The sequence below is a fragment of the Microbacterium sp. UNCCL10 genome (assembly GCF_000746195.1).
GTDB lineage: Bacteria > Actinomycetota > Actinomycetes > Actinomycetales > Microbacteriaceae > Microbacterium > Microbacterium saccharophilum.
Map to the genome: position 1 here is coordinate 253,979 of NZ_JQKT01000009.1, position 19,008 is coordinate 272,986.

The 19,008-nt window shown below is 72.5% G+C and carries 15 protein-coding genes; 4 read left to right on the forward strand and 11 right to left on the reverse strand.

Going from position 1 to position 19,008, the window contains the following annotated elements; genetic code table 11:
* Positions 1 to 37 precede the first annotated feature (37 nt).
* Positions 38 to 2,143, reverse strand: a complete 2,106-nt coding sequence (locus BR85_RS11595; protein ID WP_028496686.1) for an acyl-CoA dehydrogenase family protein — start codon at positions 2,141 to 2,143, stop codon at positions 38 to 40.
* 489 nt (positions 2,144 to 2,632) lie between these two features.
* On the opposite strand from BR85_RS11595, the gene BR85_RS14960 reads away from it, so the two are divergent.
* Positions 2,633 to 3,886: a GNAT family N-acetyltransferase gene (locus BR85_RS14960; RefSeq protein ID WP_051526322.1), complete on the forward strand. Its 1,254-nt coding sequence runs from the start codon at positions 2,633 to 2,635 to the stop codon at positions 3,884 to 3,886.
* A gap of 141 nt (positions 3,887 to 4,027) precedes the next feature.
* Here the strand turns inward: BR85_RS14960 and recQ are convergent, their stop codons facing one another.
* The 10 genes from recQ to BR85_RS11650 all read right to left on the reverse strand — a co-directional run bounded on the left by recQ (position 4,028) and on the right by BR85_RS11650 (position 16,857).
* Positions 4,028 to 6,094, reverse strand: coding sequence for a DNA helicase RecQ (gene recQ, locus BR85_RS11605; RefSeq protein ID WP_028496687.1), 2,067 nt, complete (start codon positions 6,092 to 6,094; stop codon positions 4,028 to 4,030).
* Positions 6,095 to 6,152: 58 nt separating this feature from the next.
* Positions 6,153 to 6,689 carry a DUF1697 domain-containing protein gene (locus BR85_RS11610; RefSeq protein ID WP_028496688.1) on the reverse strand — a complete coding sequence of 179 codons (537 nt, stop codon included), beginning with the start codon at positions 6,687 to 6,689 and terminating at the stop codon, positions 6,153 to 6,155.
* Between the two features lie 70 nt (positions 6,690 to 6,759).
* A complete protein-coding gene (locus BR85_RS11615) occupies positions 6,760 to 9,246 on the reverse strand; it encodes a DEAD/DEAH box helicase (RefSeq protein ID WP_051526345.1) in 2,487 nt (828 codons plus the stop codon).
* A 38-nt stretch (positions 9,247 to 9,284) separates the two neighbouring features.
* Positions 9,285 to 10,481: a glycoside hydrolase family 3 N-terminal domain-containing protein gene (locus BR85_RS11620; RefSeq protein WP_028496690.1), complete on the reverse strand. Its 1,197-nt coding sequence runs from the start codon at positions 10,479 to 10,481 to the stop codon at positions 9,285 to 9,287.
* A gap of 62 nt (positions 10,482 to 10,543) precedes the next feature.
* The gene (locus BR85_RS11625; protein WP_028496691.1) at positions 10,544 to 12,001 is read right to left on the reverse strand and encodes a sodium/solute symporter; all 1,458 of its coding nucleotides are present in this window, start codon (positions 11,999 to 12,001) and stop codon (positions 10,544 to 10,546) included.
* A complete protein-coding gene (locus BR85_RS11630) occupies positions 11,998 to 12,369 on the reverse strand; it encodes a hypothetical protein (RefSeq protein ID WP_028496692.1) in 372 nt (123 codons plus the stop codon). Before BR85_RS11630 ends, BR85_RS11625 begins: the two co-directional genes overlap by 4 nt.
* Positions 12,366 to 13,091: a LytR/AlgR family response regulator transcription factor gene (locus tag BR85_RS11635; protein ID WP_028496693.1), complete on the reverse strand. Its 726-nt coding sequence runs from the start codon at positions 13,089 to 13,091 to the stop codon at positions 12,366 to 12,368. Before BR85_RS11635 ends, BR85_RS11630 begins: the two co-directional genes overlap by 4 nt.
* A 9-nt stretch (positions 13,092 to 13,100) precedes the next feature.
* Positions 13,101 to 14,282 carry a sensor histidine kinase gene (locus BR85_RS11640; protein ID WP_028496694.1) on the reverse strand — a complete coding sequence of 394 codons (1,182 nt, stop codon included), beginning with the start codon at positions 14,280 to 14,282 and terminating at the stop codon, positions 13,101 to 13,103.
* Between the two features lie 34 nt (positions 14,283 to 14,316).
* The gene (locus tag BR85_RS11645; protein ID WP_036272838.1) at positions 14,317 to 14,556 is read right to left on the reverse strand and encodes a YbdD/YjiX family protein; all 240 of its coding nucleotides are present in this window, start codon (positions 14,554 to 14,556) and stop codon (positions 14,317 to 14,319) included.
* Between the two features lie 12 nt (positions 14,557 to 14,568).
* A complete protein-coding gene (locus tag BR85_RS11650; RefSeq protein WP_028496696.1) occupies positions 14,569 to 16,857 on the reverse strand; it encodes a carbon starvation CstA family protein in 2,289 nt (762 codons plus the stop codon).
* Positions 16,858 to 17,036: 179 nt separating this feature from the next.
* Between BR85_RS11650 and BR85_RS11655 the strand changes: the two genes are divergently transcribed.
* Genes BR85_RS11655 through BR85_RS11665 form a run of 3 tightly spaced genes read left to right on the forward strand, consistent with a single transcriptional unit; the run spans position 17,037 to position 18,972 of the window.
* Positions 17,037 to 17,378, forward strand: a complete 342-nt coding sequence (locus BR85_RS11655) for a GNAT family N-acetyltransferase (RefSeq protein ID WP_028496697.1) — start codon at positions 17,037 to 17,039, stop codon at positions 17,376 to 17,378.
* The gene (locus tag BR85_RS11660) at positions 17,375 to 18,343 is read left to right on the forward strand and encodes a pirin family protein (RefSeq protein WP_028496698.1); all 969 of its coding nucleotides are present in this window, start codon (positions 17,375 to 17,377) and stop codon (positions 18,341 to 18,343) included. The genes BR85_RS11655 and BR85_RS11660 overlap by 4 nt, the downstream gene beginning before the upstream one ends.
* Before the next feature lie 59 nt (positions 18,344 to 18,402).
* On the forward strand, positions 18,403 to 18,972 hold the full coding sequence (locus tag BR85_RS11665) for an ECF transporter S component (protein ID WP_028496699.1): 570 nt from the start codon (positions 18,403 to 18,405) through the stop codon (positions 18,970 to 18,972).
* The last annotated feature ends 36 nt before the right edge of the window (positions 18,973 to 19,008 follow it).

Genomic DNA, 19,008 nt, shown 5'->3' on the forward strand with positions numbered 1-19,008 from the left:
CGCCCACCCTACGCACCGGGCCCGACGGCCGGGCCGCCTACTTCTTGCGGAGCTTCTTCTCGGAGACCGGGGCCTTGCCGGAGGCGGCGAGCGCGGCGTAGTACTCGCGCGCCTCGTCCTGCCGGGCGCGCTCCGCGCCGGAGGCGATCGGCGCGCGGACATGCTCGGGCTCGAAGCCGAAGGCATCCACGAGGTCCTGTGCGTGCGGACGCAACCGCAGGCACAGCCGGTCGATGTACCGCGTGACCGTCGCCGCACGCTGCGTGGACAGGCGGCCGTTGATGAGGTGCCAGGCCAGGTGCTTCTCGATGAGCGTCAGCCCGAAGAGGTCCCGCAGCCACGTGAGCACCTGCTTCGTGCCCTCGTCGTCGACCGTGTTCACAGCATCCGAGAACGCCTCCCACTGCAACAGCTCGCCGTGGGCGCGCGCCGCCTCGATGAGCTCGCTCTGGTTGGCGTTGAAGATGGCCGCTGCCTCGACGGGGCTCGCCTTGGCCGCGGGCCGCATGCGCCCCGCGATGTCGGAGATCATCTGCTCGACACGGCCGGCGAGCAGCTCGTGCTGCTGCTCGGCGCGCAGGCCCAGCTCGACCGAGCGCGCCGGCGACCCGAAGTCGGCGACCGCCTGGCCCAGCTGACGCAGGCCGGCACCGTGGAAGACCTTGCCGGCGGTCTGCCCGACGGCGTACTTGGCCAGCTTCGCGGCATCCGCCCCGCGGAACTGCTTCGCGTAGTCGCTCAGCAGGCGCTTGCCGACGAGCTGCAGCAGCACGTTGTTGTCGCCCTCGAACGTCGCGTAGACGTCGAGATCCTGGTGCAGCCCGACGAGACGGTTCTCGGCGAGGTAGCCGGAGCCGCCGCACGCTTCGCGGCACTCCTGGATCGTGTCCAGGGCGTTCCACGTCGACAGTGGCTTCAGCGCGGCGGCGAGGGTCTCGAGGTCTTCGCGCTCCTCCGACGTGTCGTTCGAGCCGCCGAAGATGCCGTCGAACTTGCGGACCAGCTCGTCGTTGGCGAAGAACTGCGCGTACACCTGCGCGACGCGGGGCAGCAGGCGCCGCTGGTGCTTGCCATAGTCCAGCAGCACGACCTCATCTGTCCCCGAACCCGAGTCGAACTGGCGGCGCTGGTTGGCGTACGTGACGGCGATGTGCAGCGCGAGCGCCGTCGCCGTCGTGGAGGCGCCGTCGAGGCAGACCCGGCCCTGGACGAGCGCGCCGAGCATCGTGAAGAAGCGGCGACCCGGACTCGGGATCTCGCTCGAGTAGCTGCCGTCGGCCGCGACGTCGCCGTAGCGGTTGAGGAGGTTCTCGCGCGGGATGCGGACGTGGTCGAAGTGCAGGCGGCCGTTGTCGATGCCGTTGAGGCCGCCTTTGGCGCCGTCGTCCTCGCCGCCGACACCGGGGAGGAACGCGCCGTTCTCGTCGCGCAGGGGCACGAAGAAGCAGTGCACCCCGTAGTTGGCGCCGCCGGTGATGAGCTGGGCGAACACCGTCGCCGCGCGTCCGTGCAGCGCCGCGTTGCCGAGGTAGTCCTTCCACGCCCCGCGGAACGGGGTGTGGATCACGAACTCCTCCGCATCGGGGTCGTAGGTCGCGGTGGTGCCGATGGCGGCGACGTCGGAGCCGTGCCCGGTCTCGGTCATCGCGAAGGCGCCGGGCAGGTCGAGGCTGATGACGTCCCGGAGCCACATGTCGTGGTGCTTCTGCGTGCCGAGCTGGTGGATGGCCGAGCCGAACAGGCCCCACTGCACGCCGGACTTGATCTGCAGGCTCGGGTCGGCCAGCACGAGGTCCATGAAGCCGGCGAGGTTGGCGCCGTTGTCGCCCAGGCCGCCGTACTCCTTCGGGAAGGCGCGGCGGGAGCCGCCGTTCTCCGCGAGCAGGCGCAGCTGCCCGAGGACGCGCTCGCGGTGCTCGGCCATCGGCTGGCCCTCGATGCGCCAGAACGCGGGGTCCTTGATCAGCTGCCGCGCCTCGCGGCGTGTGTCGGCCCACGTGCCGAGCAGCAGGTCGGTGACGGCGGGGATGCGGATGCGGGCCTCGTGGGCCTCCTCCGCGCTGTGCGCAGCGGTCGGCGCACCCCCGGCGGGCGTGCGCTTGTCGGTGGCGGGCTTCTTGGGGCGGACGGCGGCGTCGGTCATCGCGAACCTTTCGGCGTTGACAGAAGTGGACTGCCCTGACGGTAGAACTTCCACAACGCCTCCCCAAGTCGCTTGGATGGGTTCGACAAGGCCGCGGGGTCGCGCGGTCGCGCGGCGTTGTTCGGTCCCGACATCCGCGGGCGACCGCAGATGCCGAGCGGTGCGAACTGCAGGATGAGGCGTGACTGGCGTGGCCAGTGAGCCCCATGCGCCCCACCCGTCACGCCCGGTCCTGCAGTTCGCTGCGCGGGCGGTCGGATGGCGGCGTGCGGTCGCGTCGGGGTGGGCCGGGTGGCGGCGCGTGGTCGAGGGCTCGGCATGCCGAGCGGTGCGAACTGCAGGATGGGGCGTGACTGGCGTGGCCAGTGAGCCCCATGCGCCTCACCCGTCACGCCCGGTCCTGCAGTTTGCTGCATGGCGCCGGACTACCCGGGCTGTCGGGTGAGCGCCGCGGGCGGCCGTGTCGGCGGCCCGGGGCACCATGGGCGGATGACGGTGACTCTGACGCGCTGGAGCGACGGCGACCTCGGCCTGCTCGAGCGGATGAACGCTCCGGAGATGACGGTGCACCTCGGCGGCCCCGAGACGGCGGACGAGGTGCGCGACCGCCACGCCCGGTACCTGCGGCTGTGGGAGAGCGACGAGGCCCGCACGTACCGGATCGACGTCGACGGCGAACCGGCGGGCGGCATCGGCTACTGGGCCGTCGAGCACGACGCGCGGCCGGCGTGGGAGACGGGATGGTCGGTGCTCCCGGAGCATCAGGGGAGGGGCGTGGCCGGGGCGGCGCTGCGCGCACTCCTGGCCGAGATCCGCGCGGACGGGCGGCGCGACCTGCTCGTCGCCTACCCGGGTATCGACAACCGGGCGTCCAACGCGCTGTGCGCGCGAGCCGGCTTCGTGGCCCAGGGCGAGGGCACCGAGCCGTGGCGCGGGGGCGAGCTCACCTTCCGCATCTGGGCGCTCGACATGACGCCGCTGCAGCCCGGCGGCGATCTCGAGGAGGAGCGGTTCGGCGGTGAAAACCTCGACCCGGCGCGCTGGTGGCCGCACTACCTCCCGCACTGGTCGAGCCGGGAGGCAACCGTGGCGCGGTGGAAGACCGGGGGCGGCCTCGAACTGCGGATCGACCCCGACACAGCGCGCTGGGCGCCGGAGTGGGACGGCGACGTCCGCGTCTCGCACCTGCAGACCGGCCAGTTCTCCGGCCCGGTGGGCAGTGGCACAGGCCAGCACCGCTTCCGGGACGGGCTCGTCGTCCGCGAGCAGCAGCCGGAGCACCGGCTGTGGCTGCCCCACTACGGCATCATCGAGACGCGGATGTCGGCGATCCGGCACCCGGATGCCATGGTCGCGTTCTGGCCCATCGGGTTCGAGGACCGACCCGAGGACAGCGGGGAGATCTGCATCGCCGAGGTCTTCGGCCGCGACCTCGACGACGAGGGCGGCTGGGTCACGGTGGGAGTCAAGGCGCACCAGGATCCGCGCCTGCGCGACGAGGTCGAGCGGATCCGCGTCACGGGCGACCTGACGCAGCCGCACGACTACGCCGTGGAGTGGACCCCGGAGCACCTGCGGTTCTTCATCGACGGCCGGTGGGTGAAGACCGTCGCGCAGCGCATCGACTACCCGGTGCAGCTCATGCTGGACGTCTTCGAGCTCCCGGCCGCCGGCGGTGCACGCGATACGGCGGCGCTGCCGCACCGCTTCCGCGTCGAGCACGTGCGGGTGTGGACGCGCTGACGAGGGGCTTCCGCGTCGAGCACGTGCGGGTGTGGACGCGCTGACGACGGGCGTCCCTCTCGAGCACGTGCGGGTGTGGACGCGCTGACGACGGGCGTCCGTCTCGAGCACGTGCCGGTGTGGACGCGCTGACGACAGGGGTCAGTGCGCGGCGACGACGGCGAGGACGGCCTCGCCGTACGCCTCGCGCTTCTTCGCGCCGATGCCGGAGACGCCGTCGAGGTCGGCCAGCGACGCGGGACGCCTCTCGGCGAGCGCCCGCAGCGTCGCATCGCCGAAGACGATGTACGCCGGGACGCCCTGCTCCTTCGCCGCCGACGCGCGCCATGCGCGGAGCGCCTCGAACAGGTCGCGGTCGCCGGCGGCGACGGCATCCGACGCGGGCGCCTTGCGGGTGCGGGGCGTGCTGCCGGTGCGGCCGAGGACGTCACGGCGCAGCGGCACGGGGCTCTCCCCGCGCAGCACGGCGGCGCCCGCCTCGCCCACGCCGAGCGTGCCGTACTCCCCCTGCGCGGCGAGCACGCCGCCGGCGAGCAGCTGCCGGATGACGCTGCGCCAGTCCTGGTCGGTGAGGTCGGCGCCGAGCCCGTAGGTGGAGAGCTTGTCGTGCCCCTGCTGGCGGATGCGCTCCGTCGACGCGCCGCGCAGGATGTCGATCAGGTGCCCTGCACCGAAGGACTGGCCGCGCTCGCGCTGCAGCCGGACGATCGTGGAGAGGAGCTTCTGCGCCGCGACGAGGCCGTCCCAGGTCTCCGGCGCCTCGAGGCACGTGTCGCAGTTGCCGCACGCGTCGGAGGACTGCCCGAAGTAGCCGAGCAGGTTCTGCCGACGGCATCCCACCGTCTCGCACAGGGCGAGCATCGCGTCGAGGTGCTGTCCCATCCGCATCTTGTACGCGCGGTCGCCCGGCGACTGGTCGATGAGGCGCCGTTGCTGCACGACGTCCCCGAGGCCGTACGCCATCCACGCCACGGCCGGTTCGCCGTCGCGACCGGCACGGCCGGTCTCCTGGTAGTAGCCCTCGACGGACTTCGGTAGGTCGATGTGCGCGACGAAGCGGACATCCGGCTTGTCGATGCCCATGCCGAACGCGATCGTGGCGACCATGACGACACCGTCGTCGCGCAGGAACCGCGACTGGTTGCGGGCGCGGATGCCGGCATCCAGACCCGCGTGGTACGGCAGCGCGTCGAGGCCCTGTTTCTGCAGGTAGTCGGCCGTCTGCTCGACGGACTTGCGGCTCAGCGCGTAGACGATGCCGGCGGAGCCCTCGGGCTGCGCGCGGATGAACTGGACGAGTTGCTTGCGCGGGTCGACCTTCGGCTCGATGCGGTACTGGATGTTGGGACGGTCGAAGCTCGCGACGAAATGCTTCGCGTCGGGCAGCGACAGCCGCTCGGTGAGCTCGCGGTGCGTCGCACGCGTCGCGGTGGCGGTGAGGGCCATGCGCGGGACGCCGGGGAAGCGCTCGGCGAGGTCGCCGAGCATGAGGTAGTCGGGGCGGAAGTCGTGACCCCACTGCGACACGCAGTGCGCCTCGTCGATCGCGATGACGCTGAGGGTGCCGCGCTGCAGGAGGTTCGTCGTCGCGGCGCCGGACAGGCGCTCGGGGGCGACGTAGAGGAGGTCGAGTTCGCCGTCCAGGAACGCGCGTTCGACGCCGGCGCGCTCGCCCGGCGACTGCGTCGAGTTCAGGTAGGCGGCACGGACGCCGTTGGCGACGAGCGCGTCGACCTGGTCGTGCATGAGGGCGATGAGCGGCGAGATGACGAGGCCGGTGCCGGGGCGGACGAGCGCGGGCACCTGGTAGGTGATCGACTTGCCGCCGCCCGTCGGCATGAGCACGACCGCGTCACCGCCGGCCACGACGTGCGAGACGATGTCACCCTGGCCCTCGCGGAAGGCGTCGTAGCCGAAGACCTCCTTGAGCACCGCGACCGGGTCGGCGCCGAGGTGGTCGCGCCGTTCGAGCGTCAGGACGGATGGTGCCGTCGCCGCGACCGCGGGGAAGGCGTTCGGTGCGGCGCGGTTGCCGGCCGGCGGGGCGCCGGCGGGCTGGTCGCGGGTGGCGCGGGCGACGGATGCCGCATAGCCGTCGAATGCGGGATCCGGCGGGGGCGGGGCGTCGAAGTCCTCCGGGGGTCCGAACTCGTCCGGGTCCCAGGGCACGTCGGCGTATGGGTCGTCGCTCCAGCCGCCGTCAGTCACCCGGACAACGATAGTCGCGGCGTCCGACAGCGGCGTCCGACCGGCGGCGTCCGGCGGGTCAGCACCACTTGGCGGCGATCGCCGTGATGACCGTCGCGTTGCGGTTCGTCGCGACGCCGAGGTGCTTCACGGCGCCGAGCGGATCGACGCGGCCGTCCTGGTAGCCCGGGAGGAGCAGGGCGTGCGCGGCGCGGCCGCGGACGATCATCTCGCCGGCGCCGCTCGCCGCGGCCTCGACGCGCGCGCGGGCATCGAGGCTCGGCTGCTCCTTCAGGAGGTACACGTAGTGCCGGGCGAGTCCCGGATGCTCGTCGTCGAGCTCCTGCACGGTCGCGGCGATCTCCGCGACCTCGGCGGCGGTGTACACGATCGTCGGGACCTCGAAGCCCCGGTCGGCGGCGAACGCGGCCTCGAGCTTCTCCTCGATGCGCTCGCGCGAGCGCATCGAGCTGGTCAACCGCACGTTGCCGGTGTTGATGTGCGTGTCGACGTCGTCGAAGCCGGCGCTCTCCACGACGCGCCGGATGTCGCCCTTGGGGAACACCCGCTTCGCGCCGAGGTTGATGGCGCGGAGGAACGCGACGTATGTGGTCACCGCCCCATTCTGACTCCCACCCCCGACCTCCTGACCCGCGCCGGACCGACTCACGGCCTGACCGGCGCGATTAGAGGCGCAGTACCTCGATCACGCGGGTCACGGCGGTCCCGGACTCCACCGAGGCGTCGAGGTCGACCTCGGCGCGGATGCGCCAGTCGTGGTCGCCGGCCGGGTCGTCGATGACCTGCTCGACGCGCCAGACCCCGGCCGAGGCCGCGTCGGACTCGTCGATCTCGACCAGGCGCGGCGAGCGCGCCGGGCCGCCGGTGAGGATCTCGTCGTGCTCCTCGAAGTACGCGTCCAGGGCGGCCGGCCAATCGGCATCCGGGTCCAGCGCGACGAGAGCATCGTCGTCCTGCCGCGCCGCGAGCTGCACGCGGCGGAACAGCTCGTTGCGGACGAGCACCGTGAACGCCCGGCGGTTGGTGAGCACCGACGGCGGAGCCGGCGGCACGACGGGCGCCGTCGGGTCGTCGGCGGGGTGCACGAGCGCCTCCCATTCGTCCACGAGGCTCGAGTCGACCTGTCGGACGAGCTCCCCGAGCCACTCGATGACGTCCATGAGCTCGTCCGTCCGGGCCTCGGCCGGCACGGTCTGGCGGATCGCGCGGTACGCGTCGCTGAGGTACCGCAGCACGAGACCCTCGCTGCGGCCCAGCTGGTACTGCGATACGTACTCGCCGAAGGTCATGGCCCGCTCGAACATGTCGCGGACGACCGACTTCGGCGACAGCTCGAAGTCGCGCACCCACGGCTGACCCGACGCGAACACCTCGAACGCCTGCGCCAGGAGGTCGGCGAGCGGCTTCGGGTACGTGATGTCCTCGAGCAGCGCCATCCGCTCGTCGTATTCGATGCCCTCCCGCTTCATCGCCCCGACGGCTTCCCCGCGCGCGAGGTACTCCTGCTGGTTGAGGATGGCACGCGGGTCGTCGAGGGTGGCCTCGATGACGCTGACGACGTCGAGCGCGTAGTGCCCCGTGCCGGTTTCGGCGTCGTCGGGCGAGAGCAGCCCGATCGCGGCGAGCGCGAACGGCGACAGCGGCTGGTTGAGTGCGAAGTTCGGCTGCAGGTCGACGGTCAGACGGATACCGTCGGCATCGGAGACGACGATCCCGGCGGTGACCAGCGTGCGGAAGATCGCGATCGCCCGCCGGGCGAGCTCATACCGGCGGGGGCGCGACTCGTGGTTGTCGAAGACGAGCGACCGGACGTTGCCGAACACGTCGCCGCCGCGGCCGATCACGTTGATAAGCATCGCGGCGGTGAGCTGCAGCCGCGGCTCGAGCGGCTCCGGCACGGCGGTGATGAGGCGCTCGAACGAGCCCTCGCCCCAGTTGACGACGCCCGTCGGCGCCTTCTTGCGCACGATCTTCTTGCGCTTCGCGGGGTCGTCGCCTGCCTTGGCGAGGGCGACGGCGTTCTCGATCTCCCACTCCGGCGCCATCACGACGACGTTGCCGTACGGGTCGTACCCCGCGCGCCCGGCGCGCCCGGCGACCTGGTGGAACTCGCGCGCCGTGAGCTGCCGCATCTTCGTGCCGTCGAACTTCGACAGCGCCGTGAGCAGCACGGTGCGGATGGGCACGTTGATGCCGACGCCGAGGGTGTCGGTGCCGCAGATCACGCGCAGCAGCCCGCGCTGGGCGAGGGTCTCCACGAGCCGGCGGTAGCGGGGCAGCATCCCGGCGTGGTGCACCCCGATGCCCGACCGGACGAGCCGGGACAGCGTCTTGCCGAACCCGGTGGTGAACCGGAAGCCGCCGATCGCCTCCGCGATGGCGTCGCGCTGCTCGCGCGTGGCGATCTTGACGCTCGACAGCGCCTGCGCGCGCTCGAGGGCCGCGGCCTGCGAGAAGTGGACGATGTACACCGGCGACTCGCGGTTCTCCAGCAGCGCGGCGAGCACCTCGTGCACGGGGCGCCGCTCATAGGAGAAGTGCAGCGGCACGGGTCGCTCGACGCCCGTGACGAGCGCCGTCGGCCGGCCGGTGCGCCGCGACAGATCGTCGGCGATCGCCGTGACGTCACCGAGCGTCGCCGACATGAGCAGGAACTGCGCCCGCGGCAGCGTGAGGAGCGGCACCTGCCACGCCCCGCCGCGATCCGGGTCGCCGTAGTAGTGGAACTCATCCATCACGACCTGGTCGACGGGCGCGTCCGGACCGAGCCGCAGCGCCAGGTTCGCGAGGATCTCGGCCGTGCAGCACACGATCGGGGCGTCGGGGTTCACCGACGAGTCACCCGTGACCATCCCGACGTTCTCCGCGCCGAAGATGTCCACGAGCGCGAAGAACTTCTCGCTCACGAGCGCCTTGATCGGTGCCGTGTAATAGGAGCGGCCGCCGGCGGCCAGGCACGCGGCGTGCGCGGCGACGGCGACGAGCGACTTGCCGGTGCCCGTCGGGGTGGACAGCACGACGTTCGCGCCGGAGACGAGCTCCATGACGGCCTCGTCCTGCGCCGGGTAGAGCGTGAAGCCGCGCCCCTCTGCCCACGATGCGAACGCGTCGTAGACGGCATCCGCCGACGCGTCGGTCGGGATGCCGGCCATCAGCGCCGTGGGGGAGGTCACCACCTGAGTCTGCCCGATCACGGACCGGACAGCTTGGCCAGGGCGACGCGACGGGCCGACTCGTCGACGCGCTCCGCGAACGCGGGGTCGCTGCGCGCCCGCTCGAGGACCGCGTCGTACATGGCCGGCAGCGTCGCGGGGCCGGAGGACAGCAGCAGGACATCGACCCCCGCCGTGAGGGCGCGGATCGCCCGATCGGCGGGAGCGACGCCCGCGACGGCGGTCGCGGCGGAGAGGTCGTCCGTGATGACGACGCCGTCGTAGCCGAGATCGCCCCGCAGGATGCCGGTGACGATCGGCGCGGAGAAGACCGCCGGCGCGGACCCGTCGATGTTCTGGTAGACCGCGAAGCCGACCATGACGAGCGCGGGCTCCTCCGACAGCAGCGCACGGTAGACCCCGACGTCGGGCCCGTCCGCCGTCACGGTCGTGTCGGCGACGTCGCCGGCGTGGTCGGTGTTCGCCGTCACGTGTCCGAGTCCCGGGAAGTGCTTGAACGTGGGCGTGACGCCGGCATCCCGCATCCCGTCGGCGAACGCACCGGCGTACGCGGCGACGGTCGCCTCGTCGTACCCGTACTGCCGGCCGAGCCCGCCGATCGGCGGGTTGGCGAAGCGGGCGTCATGGCTCGTGACGATGTCGGCGACCGGGGCGAGGTTGAGCGTCACCCCCGCCTCGCGCAGCTGCTGCCCCCAGCGGCGCGCCGCGTCGCGGAGCTGCGGGGGCGGGAGGTCGGCCTGGCGGATCGCGTAGGGGATGTCGTCGAAGCCCGGCCCGCGGAGGACCTGCACCTCGCCGCCCTCCTGATCGGTGACCACCCACAGCGGGATGCCGCTCTGCGCGCCGGCCTCCGGACCGGTGAAGGGCGCGACGACCGCCGCCGTCGCCGCGACGCCGCCGTTCGAGCGCCCGTGCAGGAACACCCCGCCGATGTGCCGCTCCGCGACGGCGGCGAGGGTCTGCGGGTCGACGCTGCCGGCCGGGGTGCCCACGACGAAGAGCTGGCCGACGCGCTGTTCCAGCGGGAGTCCCGCGATCGGGTCGGGTGTCGGCGTCGGCGTCGGTGTCGGGGTGCGCGGCGGTGTCGGCGGCGGGGTCTCGGACGGCCCGGCCGACGACGGCGCTGCCGGGGGGCTCGCGCCCTGCGGGCCGGCGACGCATCCGGCCATTAGGAGCAGGATCGCCAGCGCGAGGGACACTCCGGCGCGGCGCATCGTCTCATCCTCCCCGCCGCGGACGGGCCGCACCAGCCCCGGCGGCGGGTCGGGCGCGCGGTTCAGGCTCGTTCGGGCGTGTGCAGCCGCGCCAGGGTCCGGTCGGTGCGCAGCGGCGCGCCCCGCGGATCGGAGACCGAGACGGCCACCATGACGGCGGTCGCGAGCGGGATGGTCCAGGCGGCGGGCTGCGCGAGGAACGGCGCGGCGGCGCCGACGCCGCCGACGGCGCCGTGCACGAGCAGCGCGACACCGCACGAGAGGGCGCCCACCGTCATCCCGGCGATCGCCCCGCGCGCGGTGAGCCCGCGCCACCAGACGCCGAGCAGCAGCACGGGCGACAGGCTCGACGCGGCCACGACGAACACGATCCCGACGCTCGCGCCGAGACCGGCCGGCACCGTCAGGAGCGCGACGCCGAGCGGCACGGCCGTGCAGAGCAGCGCCGACAGCCGGAAGGAGCGCACCGACCCGCCGAAGACGTCCTGGCTCACGACACCCGCGAGCGAGACCACGAGTCCCGCGGAGGTCGCGAGGAAGGCGGCGAACGCGCCGGCGACCAGGAGCGCCGTGAGCAGCTCGCCGAGGAGTCCCGGAAAGACGCGCGAGGGGAGCACGAGGACGACGGTGTCGGCGAGGCCCGGCTCGGCGAGGTCGGGTGCAACGCGGCGCGCCAGCAGACCCATGGCGCTGGAGACGGCGTAGAACGCGCTCACCAGTCCGATGACGAGCACGGTCGTGCGCCGCGCGGACACGCCCGTGGGGCTCGTGTAGAACCGGACGAGCACGTGCGGCAGGCCCATGGTTCCGAGCAGCAGCGCCAGCAGGAGGGATGCCGACTCGTAGGCGTCGATCTCGGCCGGACCGGCCGCGGGCGGGAACACGACGGAGGCGGGGACGTCGTACGGCCCGCCGCCGACCGCGAAGGCGATGAGGATGACGGGAACGAGCAGTGCGGCGAGCTTCAGCCAGTACTGGAACGCCTGCACGTAGGTGATCGCGCGCATGCCGCCCGCGGCGACCGCCGCCGCGACGAGCACCGCGACCGTGACGGCGCCGACCCACGGCGGCAGGCCCGCCACGACACCGAGGGTGATCCCCGCGCCGTGCAGCTGCGGCACGATGTACAGCCAGCCGATCACGAGCACCGCGACGCTCGTGACGCGGCGGGCGGCCGGAGACTCCAGCCGCGCCTCGACGAAGTCCGGGATCGTGTACGCGCCGCTGCGGCGCAGCGGCGCGGCGATGAACATGAGGACGAGCAGGTACCCCGCGGCGTAGCCGATCGGGAACCAGAAGCCGCGCGCGCCGCCGAGGAGCACGAGACCGGACAGCCCGAGGAACGTGCCCGCCGACAGGTACTCGCCGCTGATCGCGGAGGCGTTCCAGACCGGCCGCACCGTCCGGGAGGCCACGAAGAAGTCGCTCGTCGTCCGCGAGACGCGCAGGCCGTAGCCGCCGACGAGGGCGGTGACCACGACGACGAGCGCCACGGCGGCGAGGTCGAGCGCGGGGTTCATTCGCGCTCCCGCAGCGCCCGGTACCGGCGTTCGTTGCGGTCGGCGCCGCGGGCGTAGCGGAGCGCGAACACGAGGACGACGGGGTAGTACGCGAACGCGTGCAGCAGCCACGGCAGCGGCACCCCGAGCAGCACGATGCCGTCGAGTCCCGGGATCGCGACGATCGCGAGCGAGAGGGCCACCGTCACGATGACGAATCCGCTCACGGTGCCGAGCGCGAGCCGGAGCTGCGTGCGGCGCAGGGCGCGGGCGAACACGGCATCCGCTTCGTCGACGGGCGCGTCCGGCAGGGCGATGCCGCGGGTCGCGGCGACGGGGCGGCGAGGTCCGGGATCGGCCGTCACCCGTACCCGGCGCGGCTCGGTCACCGGCCTCCTCCGCCGCGCACCAGCGCGTCGCGCACGACCGGCAGCAGGCGCCGGCTCACCGGCAGCTCGACGTCGCCGACCGACACGGTCGGCTCGGCGCCGCCCAGGCGCGCCTCCCCGACCGCGGCCGTGCTGACCAGGTAGGAGCGGTGGACCCGCACGAAGCCCGCGTCGGCCCAGCGCTGCTCCAGCTCCGAGATCGGGATGCGGACGAGGTGCCCGGGGCCGTCGTCGCCGTGCAGGCGCGAATAGTCGCCCTGCGCCTGCACCCAGCGCACGTCGCTGCGCCGGACGAACCGCACGGTGGCGCCGACCGTGACGGGCAGCACCTCGTCGCCCTCGACGGCGCCCTCCGCCCCGAGCTCGATCACCCGGTCCACCGCCCGGCGCAGCCGTTCGACGCGCACCGGCTTGAGGAGGTAATCCGCTGCGCGCAGGTCGAACGCATCGACCGCGCGCGCGTCGTCCGCCGTGACGAACACGACCGCCGGCGGCTCGGCGAGCGCGCCGAGCGAACGCGCCAGCTCGAGTCCGGTGAGCCCGGGCATGTGGATGTCGAGGAACGCGACGGCCACGGCGCGCACGGACAGCAGTCGCAGCGCGTCGGCCCCGGACGATGCCGTGAGGATCTCGCCGATGCGGTCGTCGGCGCGGAGGAGGTGCACCAGCTCGTCGAGCGCAGGACGCTCGTCGTCGGCGACGAGGACGTCGATCGGGGTCATGACGGCGACTCAGATCGGGTCGAGCGTGTGGAGCGGCTGCGACTTGGGGATCCGCATGCGCACCATGGTACCGGCGCCCCTGTTCGTCTCCACGACCAGCCCGCCGCCCGGACCGTAGAGCTGACGCAGCCGCGTGTCGACGTTGCGGAGCCCGACGTGCGCGCCGTCGTCGCGGGAGGTCAGGAGCGCGCGCAGCGACTCCGGATCCATCCCCACCCCGTCGTCCTCGACCGTGATCTCGGTGTGGGTGACCTCGTCGTGGGACGCGATCCGGATGCTCCCGCCGCCCTCCCCCGGCTCCAGCCCGTGCCGCACCGCGTTCTCCACGAGCGGCTGCACCGACAGGAACGGGATGACGGTGGCGAGGGTCTCCGGCGAGATGCGCAGGGTGACGCTGAGCCGGTCGCCGAACCGCGCCCGCTCCAGCTCGAGATACGAGTGGATGCTGCGCAGCTCCTCGGCGACGGTCGTGAACTCGCCCTGCCGGCGGAACGAGTAGCGCGTGAAGTCGGCGAACTCGAGCACGAGCTCGCGCGCGCGCACCGGGTCGGTGTGGATGAAGGACGCGATCGCGGTGAGCGCGTTGTAGATGAAGTGCGGCGAGATCTGCGCGCGCAGGGAGCGGAGCTCGGCCTCGGCGAGCGCGGTGCGGGAGGCGTCGAGCTCGCCGAGCTCCAGCTGCGCCGCGCACCATTCGGCGACCTCGCCCGTGGCGCGGACCAGCGCCGCACGCACGGGCGCCGCGAAGGCGACGACGACGCCGACCACGGCGCCGTCGACCGTGATGGGCGCGCCGACGGCCTCCAGCTCCCCGCCCGCGCGCCGCGGGAACACCTGGCGGCGTCCGGTCTCGGTGACCCGCGCGGCGATGCGCGCGGCGGAGGCGTCGAGTCCTTCGCCCTGCCCGTCGGTCGCCACGACCCCGTCGGCGTCGACGAGGGCGACGGCCGTGCTGCCGAGGAGCACGCGCAGGTGCCGCGCCGCGCGCGCGACGTCGGGCGAGCCGAGGCCGCCGCGGAGGTGCGTGGCGGCGAGGCTCGCGTGGTGCAGCGCGCGGTAGGTGGCCCGCTCCTCGTCGCTGCCGAGCTCCCGCGACCCGCGCGCCAGCCGCCGCGCGAGCAGCAGGAGCACGGTGAGCGTGATGCCGCCGGCGGCGCCGAGGAGACCGGCGAGCACGACGGAGTCGGTCATGGCGCCAGCCTACGGTCGGTGTGCCGGCAGCGCCTCAGCAGCACCTCGCGCCGGGGTTGCGGTCCTGGTCGTCCATCTTCTGCCGCCAGAACTGCCGCTCGGTCATCGGCGCCTCGTCGGGGTGGTGCCGGGTGTGGTGAGCCACGTAGGTCGCGTACGCGGTGTCGCCCATGAGCTCCGTGACGTACCAGCGGATGCCGCGGCCCACCCTCCCGAGGTGCGCGGCGAGCGCGCGCAGCGGGCCGGGAGCCACGGCATCCGTCCGGTTCGTCATGATCCGCTCCGCCTAGTGGGCGGAGTTCGTCTTCCGCTCGTCGCGCAGCAGCGGCTCCCACCGCTTCTCCAGCTCACGCTCGGCGGAGGTCGCGAGGAACCCGGCGGGCGCGTACCGGCGGGAGACCACCGCCGCCTCCTCGGTGTTCTCGCCCCCGCCGCGGCGGATCGCGCCGATGGTGACGACGATCGCCGCGATGATGACGATGATCGCCAGCACCACGAAGATGATCGACAGCGTCCCCTGCACGGCCGTGTTGCGGATGACGGCCTCCACGACCGCGGGCTCACCCAGGCTGCTGTCACCGGCATCCTGCGCCGCACGGTAGCGGAAGTGGTTCGCCCAGTAGCCGATCGACGGCACGTCGCTGAAGATCTTGTACATCGACGCCGTGATCGTGACGACGGCCGTGAAGGCGAGCGGGAGGGCGATGATCCACAGCCACTTCACGTACGCCCGCCCGCGCTTGGCGACGATCGCCAGCACGACCGACAGCGCGATGGCCGCGAGGAGCTGGTTCGCGATGCCGAACAGCGGGAAGAACGTGTTGATGCCGCCGAGCGGGTCGGTGACGCCGAGGATCAGGATCGTGCCCCAGCCGGCGACCATGATCGCGGTGGTGATCCACACCCCGGGGCGCCACGAGACATCACGGAACTTCGGCACCCAGGCGCCGATCGAGTCCTGCAGCATGAAGCGGGCCACGCGCGTCCCGGCGTCGACGGCGGTGAGGATGAACAGCGCCTCGAACATGATCGCGAAGTGGTACCAGAACGCCATGAGCGCCTGCCCGCCCAGCGCCTGCTGCATGATGTGCGCGAGTCCGAGCGCGAGGGTCGGCGCACCACCCGTGCGGGAGACGATGCTCTCCTCCCCGACGGCGGCCGCGGTGCTCGTGAGCATGTCGGGCGTGAGGTTCACGCCCGTGAGGCCCAGCGAGTTCACGAACGCGACGGCGCCTTCGACCGTGCCTCCGGTGACGGCGGCCGGGGCGTTCATCGCGAAGTAGATGCCCTGGTCGATGGAGATCGCGGCGACGAGCGCCATGATCGCGACGAAGGACTCCATGAGCATGCCGCCGTACCCGATGAAGCGCGTCTGACGCTCCTTCTCCACGAGCTTGGGGGTCGTGCCGGAGGCGATGAGGGCGTGGAAGCCGGACAGCGCACCGCAGGCGATCGTCACGAACAGGAACGGGAACAGCGGACCGGCGAACACCGGGCCCATGCCGTTCTCGCCGAAGACCGACACCGCCGGGACGGTGATCTCCGGGCGCACGAGGACGATCGCGCCGGCGAGCATCACGATGACGCCGATCTTCATGAACGTCGACAGGTAGTCGCGGGGGGCGAGCAGCAGCCACACCGGGAGGACCGCGGCGATGAAGCCGTAGATGATGATGCCCCACGCGATGGTCGTGCGGTCGAGGTGGAAGATCGCCTGGCCCCACTCGGTGCCGGCGACCCAGCCGCCGCCGATGATGGCGGCCATGAGCAGCACGAAGCCGATGAGGGAGACCTCGGTGACCTTGCCGGGGCGGAGATAGCGCAGGTAGACGCCCATGAAGAGGGCGATCGGGATCGTCATCGCGACACTAAAGACACCCCACGGGCTCTCGCCGAGCGCGTTGACGACGACGAGGGCGAGGATCGCGACGATGATCAGCATGATCAGCAGCGACGCGATGATCGCGGCGGTGCCGCCGATGCGGCCGAGCTCCTGACGCGCCATCTGGCCGATCGTGCGGCCGCCGCGGCGCATCGAGAAGAAGAGGACCGTGTAGTCCTGCACGGCGCCGGCGAGCACGACGCCGACGATGATCCAGATGGTCCCCGGGAGGAAGCCCATCTGCGCCGCGAGCACCGGTCCGACGAGGGGACCGGCGCCGGCGATCGCGGCGAAGTGGTGGCCGTAGAGCACGCGCCGGTCGGTGGGGACGTAGTCTTTGCCGTCCTGGCGCACCTCGGCGGGCGTCGCCCGGTTGTCGTCCGGGCGCGTGATGTAGCGCTCGATGACCTTCGAGTAGAAGCGGTAGCCGATGAGGTAGGTGCACACGGCGGCGAACACGAACCAGATCGCGTTGACGGTCTCGCCGCGCACGATCGCGAGCATCGTCCAGGCCACGGCGCCGAGCAGCGCGATCGCGGCCCACAGGATGATCTTCGGCAGCGTCCAGCGGGCGGCCTTCTCCTCGTGCTCGGCAGGAAGAGCGACCGGAGGGAGGTTCGGGTCGGGGGTGAGGTCGGGCTCGTCGTGGGCGAACCCCGGGGCGCGCCCGGGGCGCGCAGAAGGTGCAGTCATCGGATCTCCTCGTCGGCGCATCGTTGCGTGCTGACAGGCTAGGAACCCCCGCCGCCGCGTGCCGTGTGCGATCGCGTGGGCTGCGACGAGCGGCGGTGACGGCGCGACGAGCGGCGTCCGAGCCTGGCGGAACACGGGGGCCGCCGCCTACGTTGGAGTCAGCGACGAGAGGAGCCGCTGTGACGGACGACGCCGAGATCACCGTGACTCGCAACGACGAGAAGGGTCGCTACGAGATCCATCTCGACGAGACGATCGCCGGTTTCACCGAGTTCCTGCCCGACCGCCATGGGCGTCTCGTGTTCCCGCACACCGAGATCGACCACGCCTTCGCGGGGCGCGGGCTCGCCACCATCCTCGTCGGCCGGGCGCTCGCGGATGCCGCGGCCCGGGGCGAGACGGTGGTGCCGGTCTGCCCGTTCGTCGTGAAGTATCTGCACAAGAACGAGATCGACGGACTCGACGTGTACTGGCGTCCCACCGTGGACGAGAGCGGCAGCGACGCGATCGAGCGGGTATGACCCGCCTGGACAGCGGCCCCGAGGAACGGGAGGCCCCGCCGGCGTGCGACGGCCCCCGCGCCCTGCTGCTGTCCGCGCGCGAAGTGCCGCTGGGCGGGGTGCGCGCCATGACGGTGCACCGGAGCCTGCCGCAGCGCGACCTGCCGATGGTGGGCGCATGGTGCTTCGTGGACCGGTTCGGTCCCCAGGTCACGCGCATGCGCGTCGAACCGCACCCGCACATCGGGTTGCAGACCGTCACCTGGCCGTTCATCGGTCAGGTGCGTCATCGGGATGCCGTCGGCAGCGACGTCGTCGTGACGCGCGGCGCGCTGAACCTCATGACCAGCGGCGACGGCATCGTGCACTCGGAGTACTCGATCGGCGAGGACCCCGCGCCGCTGGACGCCCTGCAGCTGTGGGTCGCTCTGCCGGAGTCGCGGCGCCACGGTGCACCCGCGTTCGAGCGGCACGAGGATCTGCCGATCGTCGAGCTCGGCGACGGGGCCGTCGCGGCGGTCGTCGTCGGCGAGCTGGCCGGGTCGTCGTCGCCCGCCACGATGTACACCCCCATCGTGGGCGCCGAGATCTTCCTGCCGGCGGGCGCCCGGGTCACCGTGCCGTTGCACGCCGAGTGGGAGTATGCGCTGCTCGGTGTCGACGGGAGCAGCGCCGTGTTCACCGACGACGAGCCCACCGTCCTTCCCGAGGGTGGTCTGCTCTACCTCGGCATCCACCGCGACGGGATCGAGATCCGCGTCGAACGTGACACGACCGTGTTCCTGATCGGCGGCGAACCGTTCGAGGACGACATCGTCATGTGGTGGAACTTCGTGGCGCGCACCCACGAGGAGATCGTCGACGCCCGCGAGGCATGGGAATCCGGCGCCGCGCGGTTCGGCCATGTCGTCGGGCACGGCGACGAGCGCATCCCCGCGCCGCCGCTCCCGGGGGTCCGCTTGACGCGGCGGCGCCGCCGCGCCTGACCGGGTTTTCCCCGGTGCCCGCCGTCCGGCGGCGCCGTCGCCGCGACTACGCTGGGGGCGTGGCTGCGGCATCCCGACTCTCCACGCGCGTTCTCCTCGTCTGCGCGGCGATCGGCGTCGCCACGGGACTGCTCACCGTCGTCGCCGGCTACGTCAGCGCTCCGGTGTGGGCCATCCTGCCGATCGTCTACGGCCTGGTCCTCGGCGCGCACGTCGTGCCCGGTGTCATCGCGCAGGCGCTGCTGCGGATGCCGTGGGTAGCCCTCGTCACCCACCTGCTCGCCGGGATCGTCGCGAGCGCGTTCGCCCCGCAGTGGGTGGGCCGCTACCTCGGCATGGCGCTGCTCATCGGCGGTCTGCAGGAAGGCGTCGCGGCCCTCACCCGCTACCGCCACTGGGAGGGCTGGCGGTTCTTCATCTCCGCCGTCGTCGTGGGGGTGGTCCTCGTCATCGGGATGGGCTTCGCCCTGGATGCCGGCAAGCTCGTGCCGTGGGCGCTCGCCGTCTTCTACGCGCTCCTCATCCTCGGCCCCGTCCTCTGGACCTTCGTGGGGCTCGCGATCGGCAGCGGCCTGCGCCGCGCCGGCGTGGCCCGCACGACGGTTGGGGCGGTTTCGGCGCGCCGATAGCCCCGAGTACGTTGGGAGGACCTCCGCCGACGCTTG

Bases quoted from the DNA above. Each gene is read 5' to 3' on its own strand.
- BR85_RS11660 (WP_028496698.1), top strand. From the start codon at position 17,375: ATGACCCGCCTGGACAGCGGCCCCGAGGAACGGGAGGCCCCGCCGGCG.
- BR85_RS14960 (WP_051526322.1), top strand. From the start codon at position 2,633: ATGACGGTGACTCTGACGCGCTGGAGCGACGGCGACCTCGGCCTGCTC.
- BR85_RS11625 (WP_028496691.1), bottom strand. From the start codon at position 12,001: ATGAACCCCGCGCTCGACCTCGCCGCCGTGGCGCTCGTCGTCGTGGTC.
- BR85_RS11645 (WP_036272838.1), bottom strand. From the start codon at position 14,556: ATGACGAACCGGACGGATGCCGTGGCTCCCGGCCCGCTGCGCGCGCTC.
- BR85_RS11640 (WP_028496694.1), bottom strand. From the start codon at position 14,282: ATGACCGACTCCGTCGTGCTCGCCGGTCTCCTCGGCGCCGCCGGCGGC.
- BR85_RS11620 (WP_028496690.1), bottom strand. From the start codon at position 10,481: ATGCGCCGCGCCGGAGTGTCCCTCGCGCTGGCGATCCTGCTCCTAATG.
- BR85_RS11635 (WP_028496693.1), bottom strand. From the start codon at position 13,091: ATGACCCCGATCGACGTCCTCGTCGCCGACGACGAGCGTCCTGCGCTC.
- BR85_RS11615 (WP_051526345.1), bottom strand. From the start codon at position 9,246: ATGGCCGGCATCCCGACCGACGCGTCGGCGGATGCCGTCTACGACGCG.
- BR85_RS11595 (WP_028496686.1), bottom strand. From the start codon at position 2,143: ATGACCGACGCCGCCGTCCGCCCCAAGAAGCCCGCCACCGACAAGCGC.
- BR85_RS11650 (WP_028496696.1), bottom strand. From the start codon at position 16,857: ATGACTGCACCTTCTGCGCGCCCCGGGCGCGCCCCGGGGTTCGCCCAC.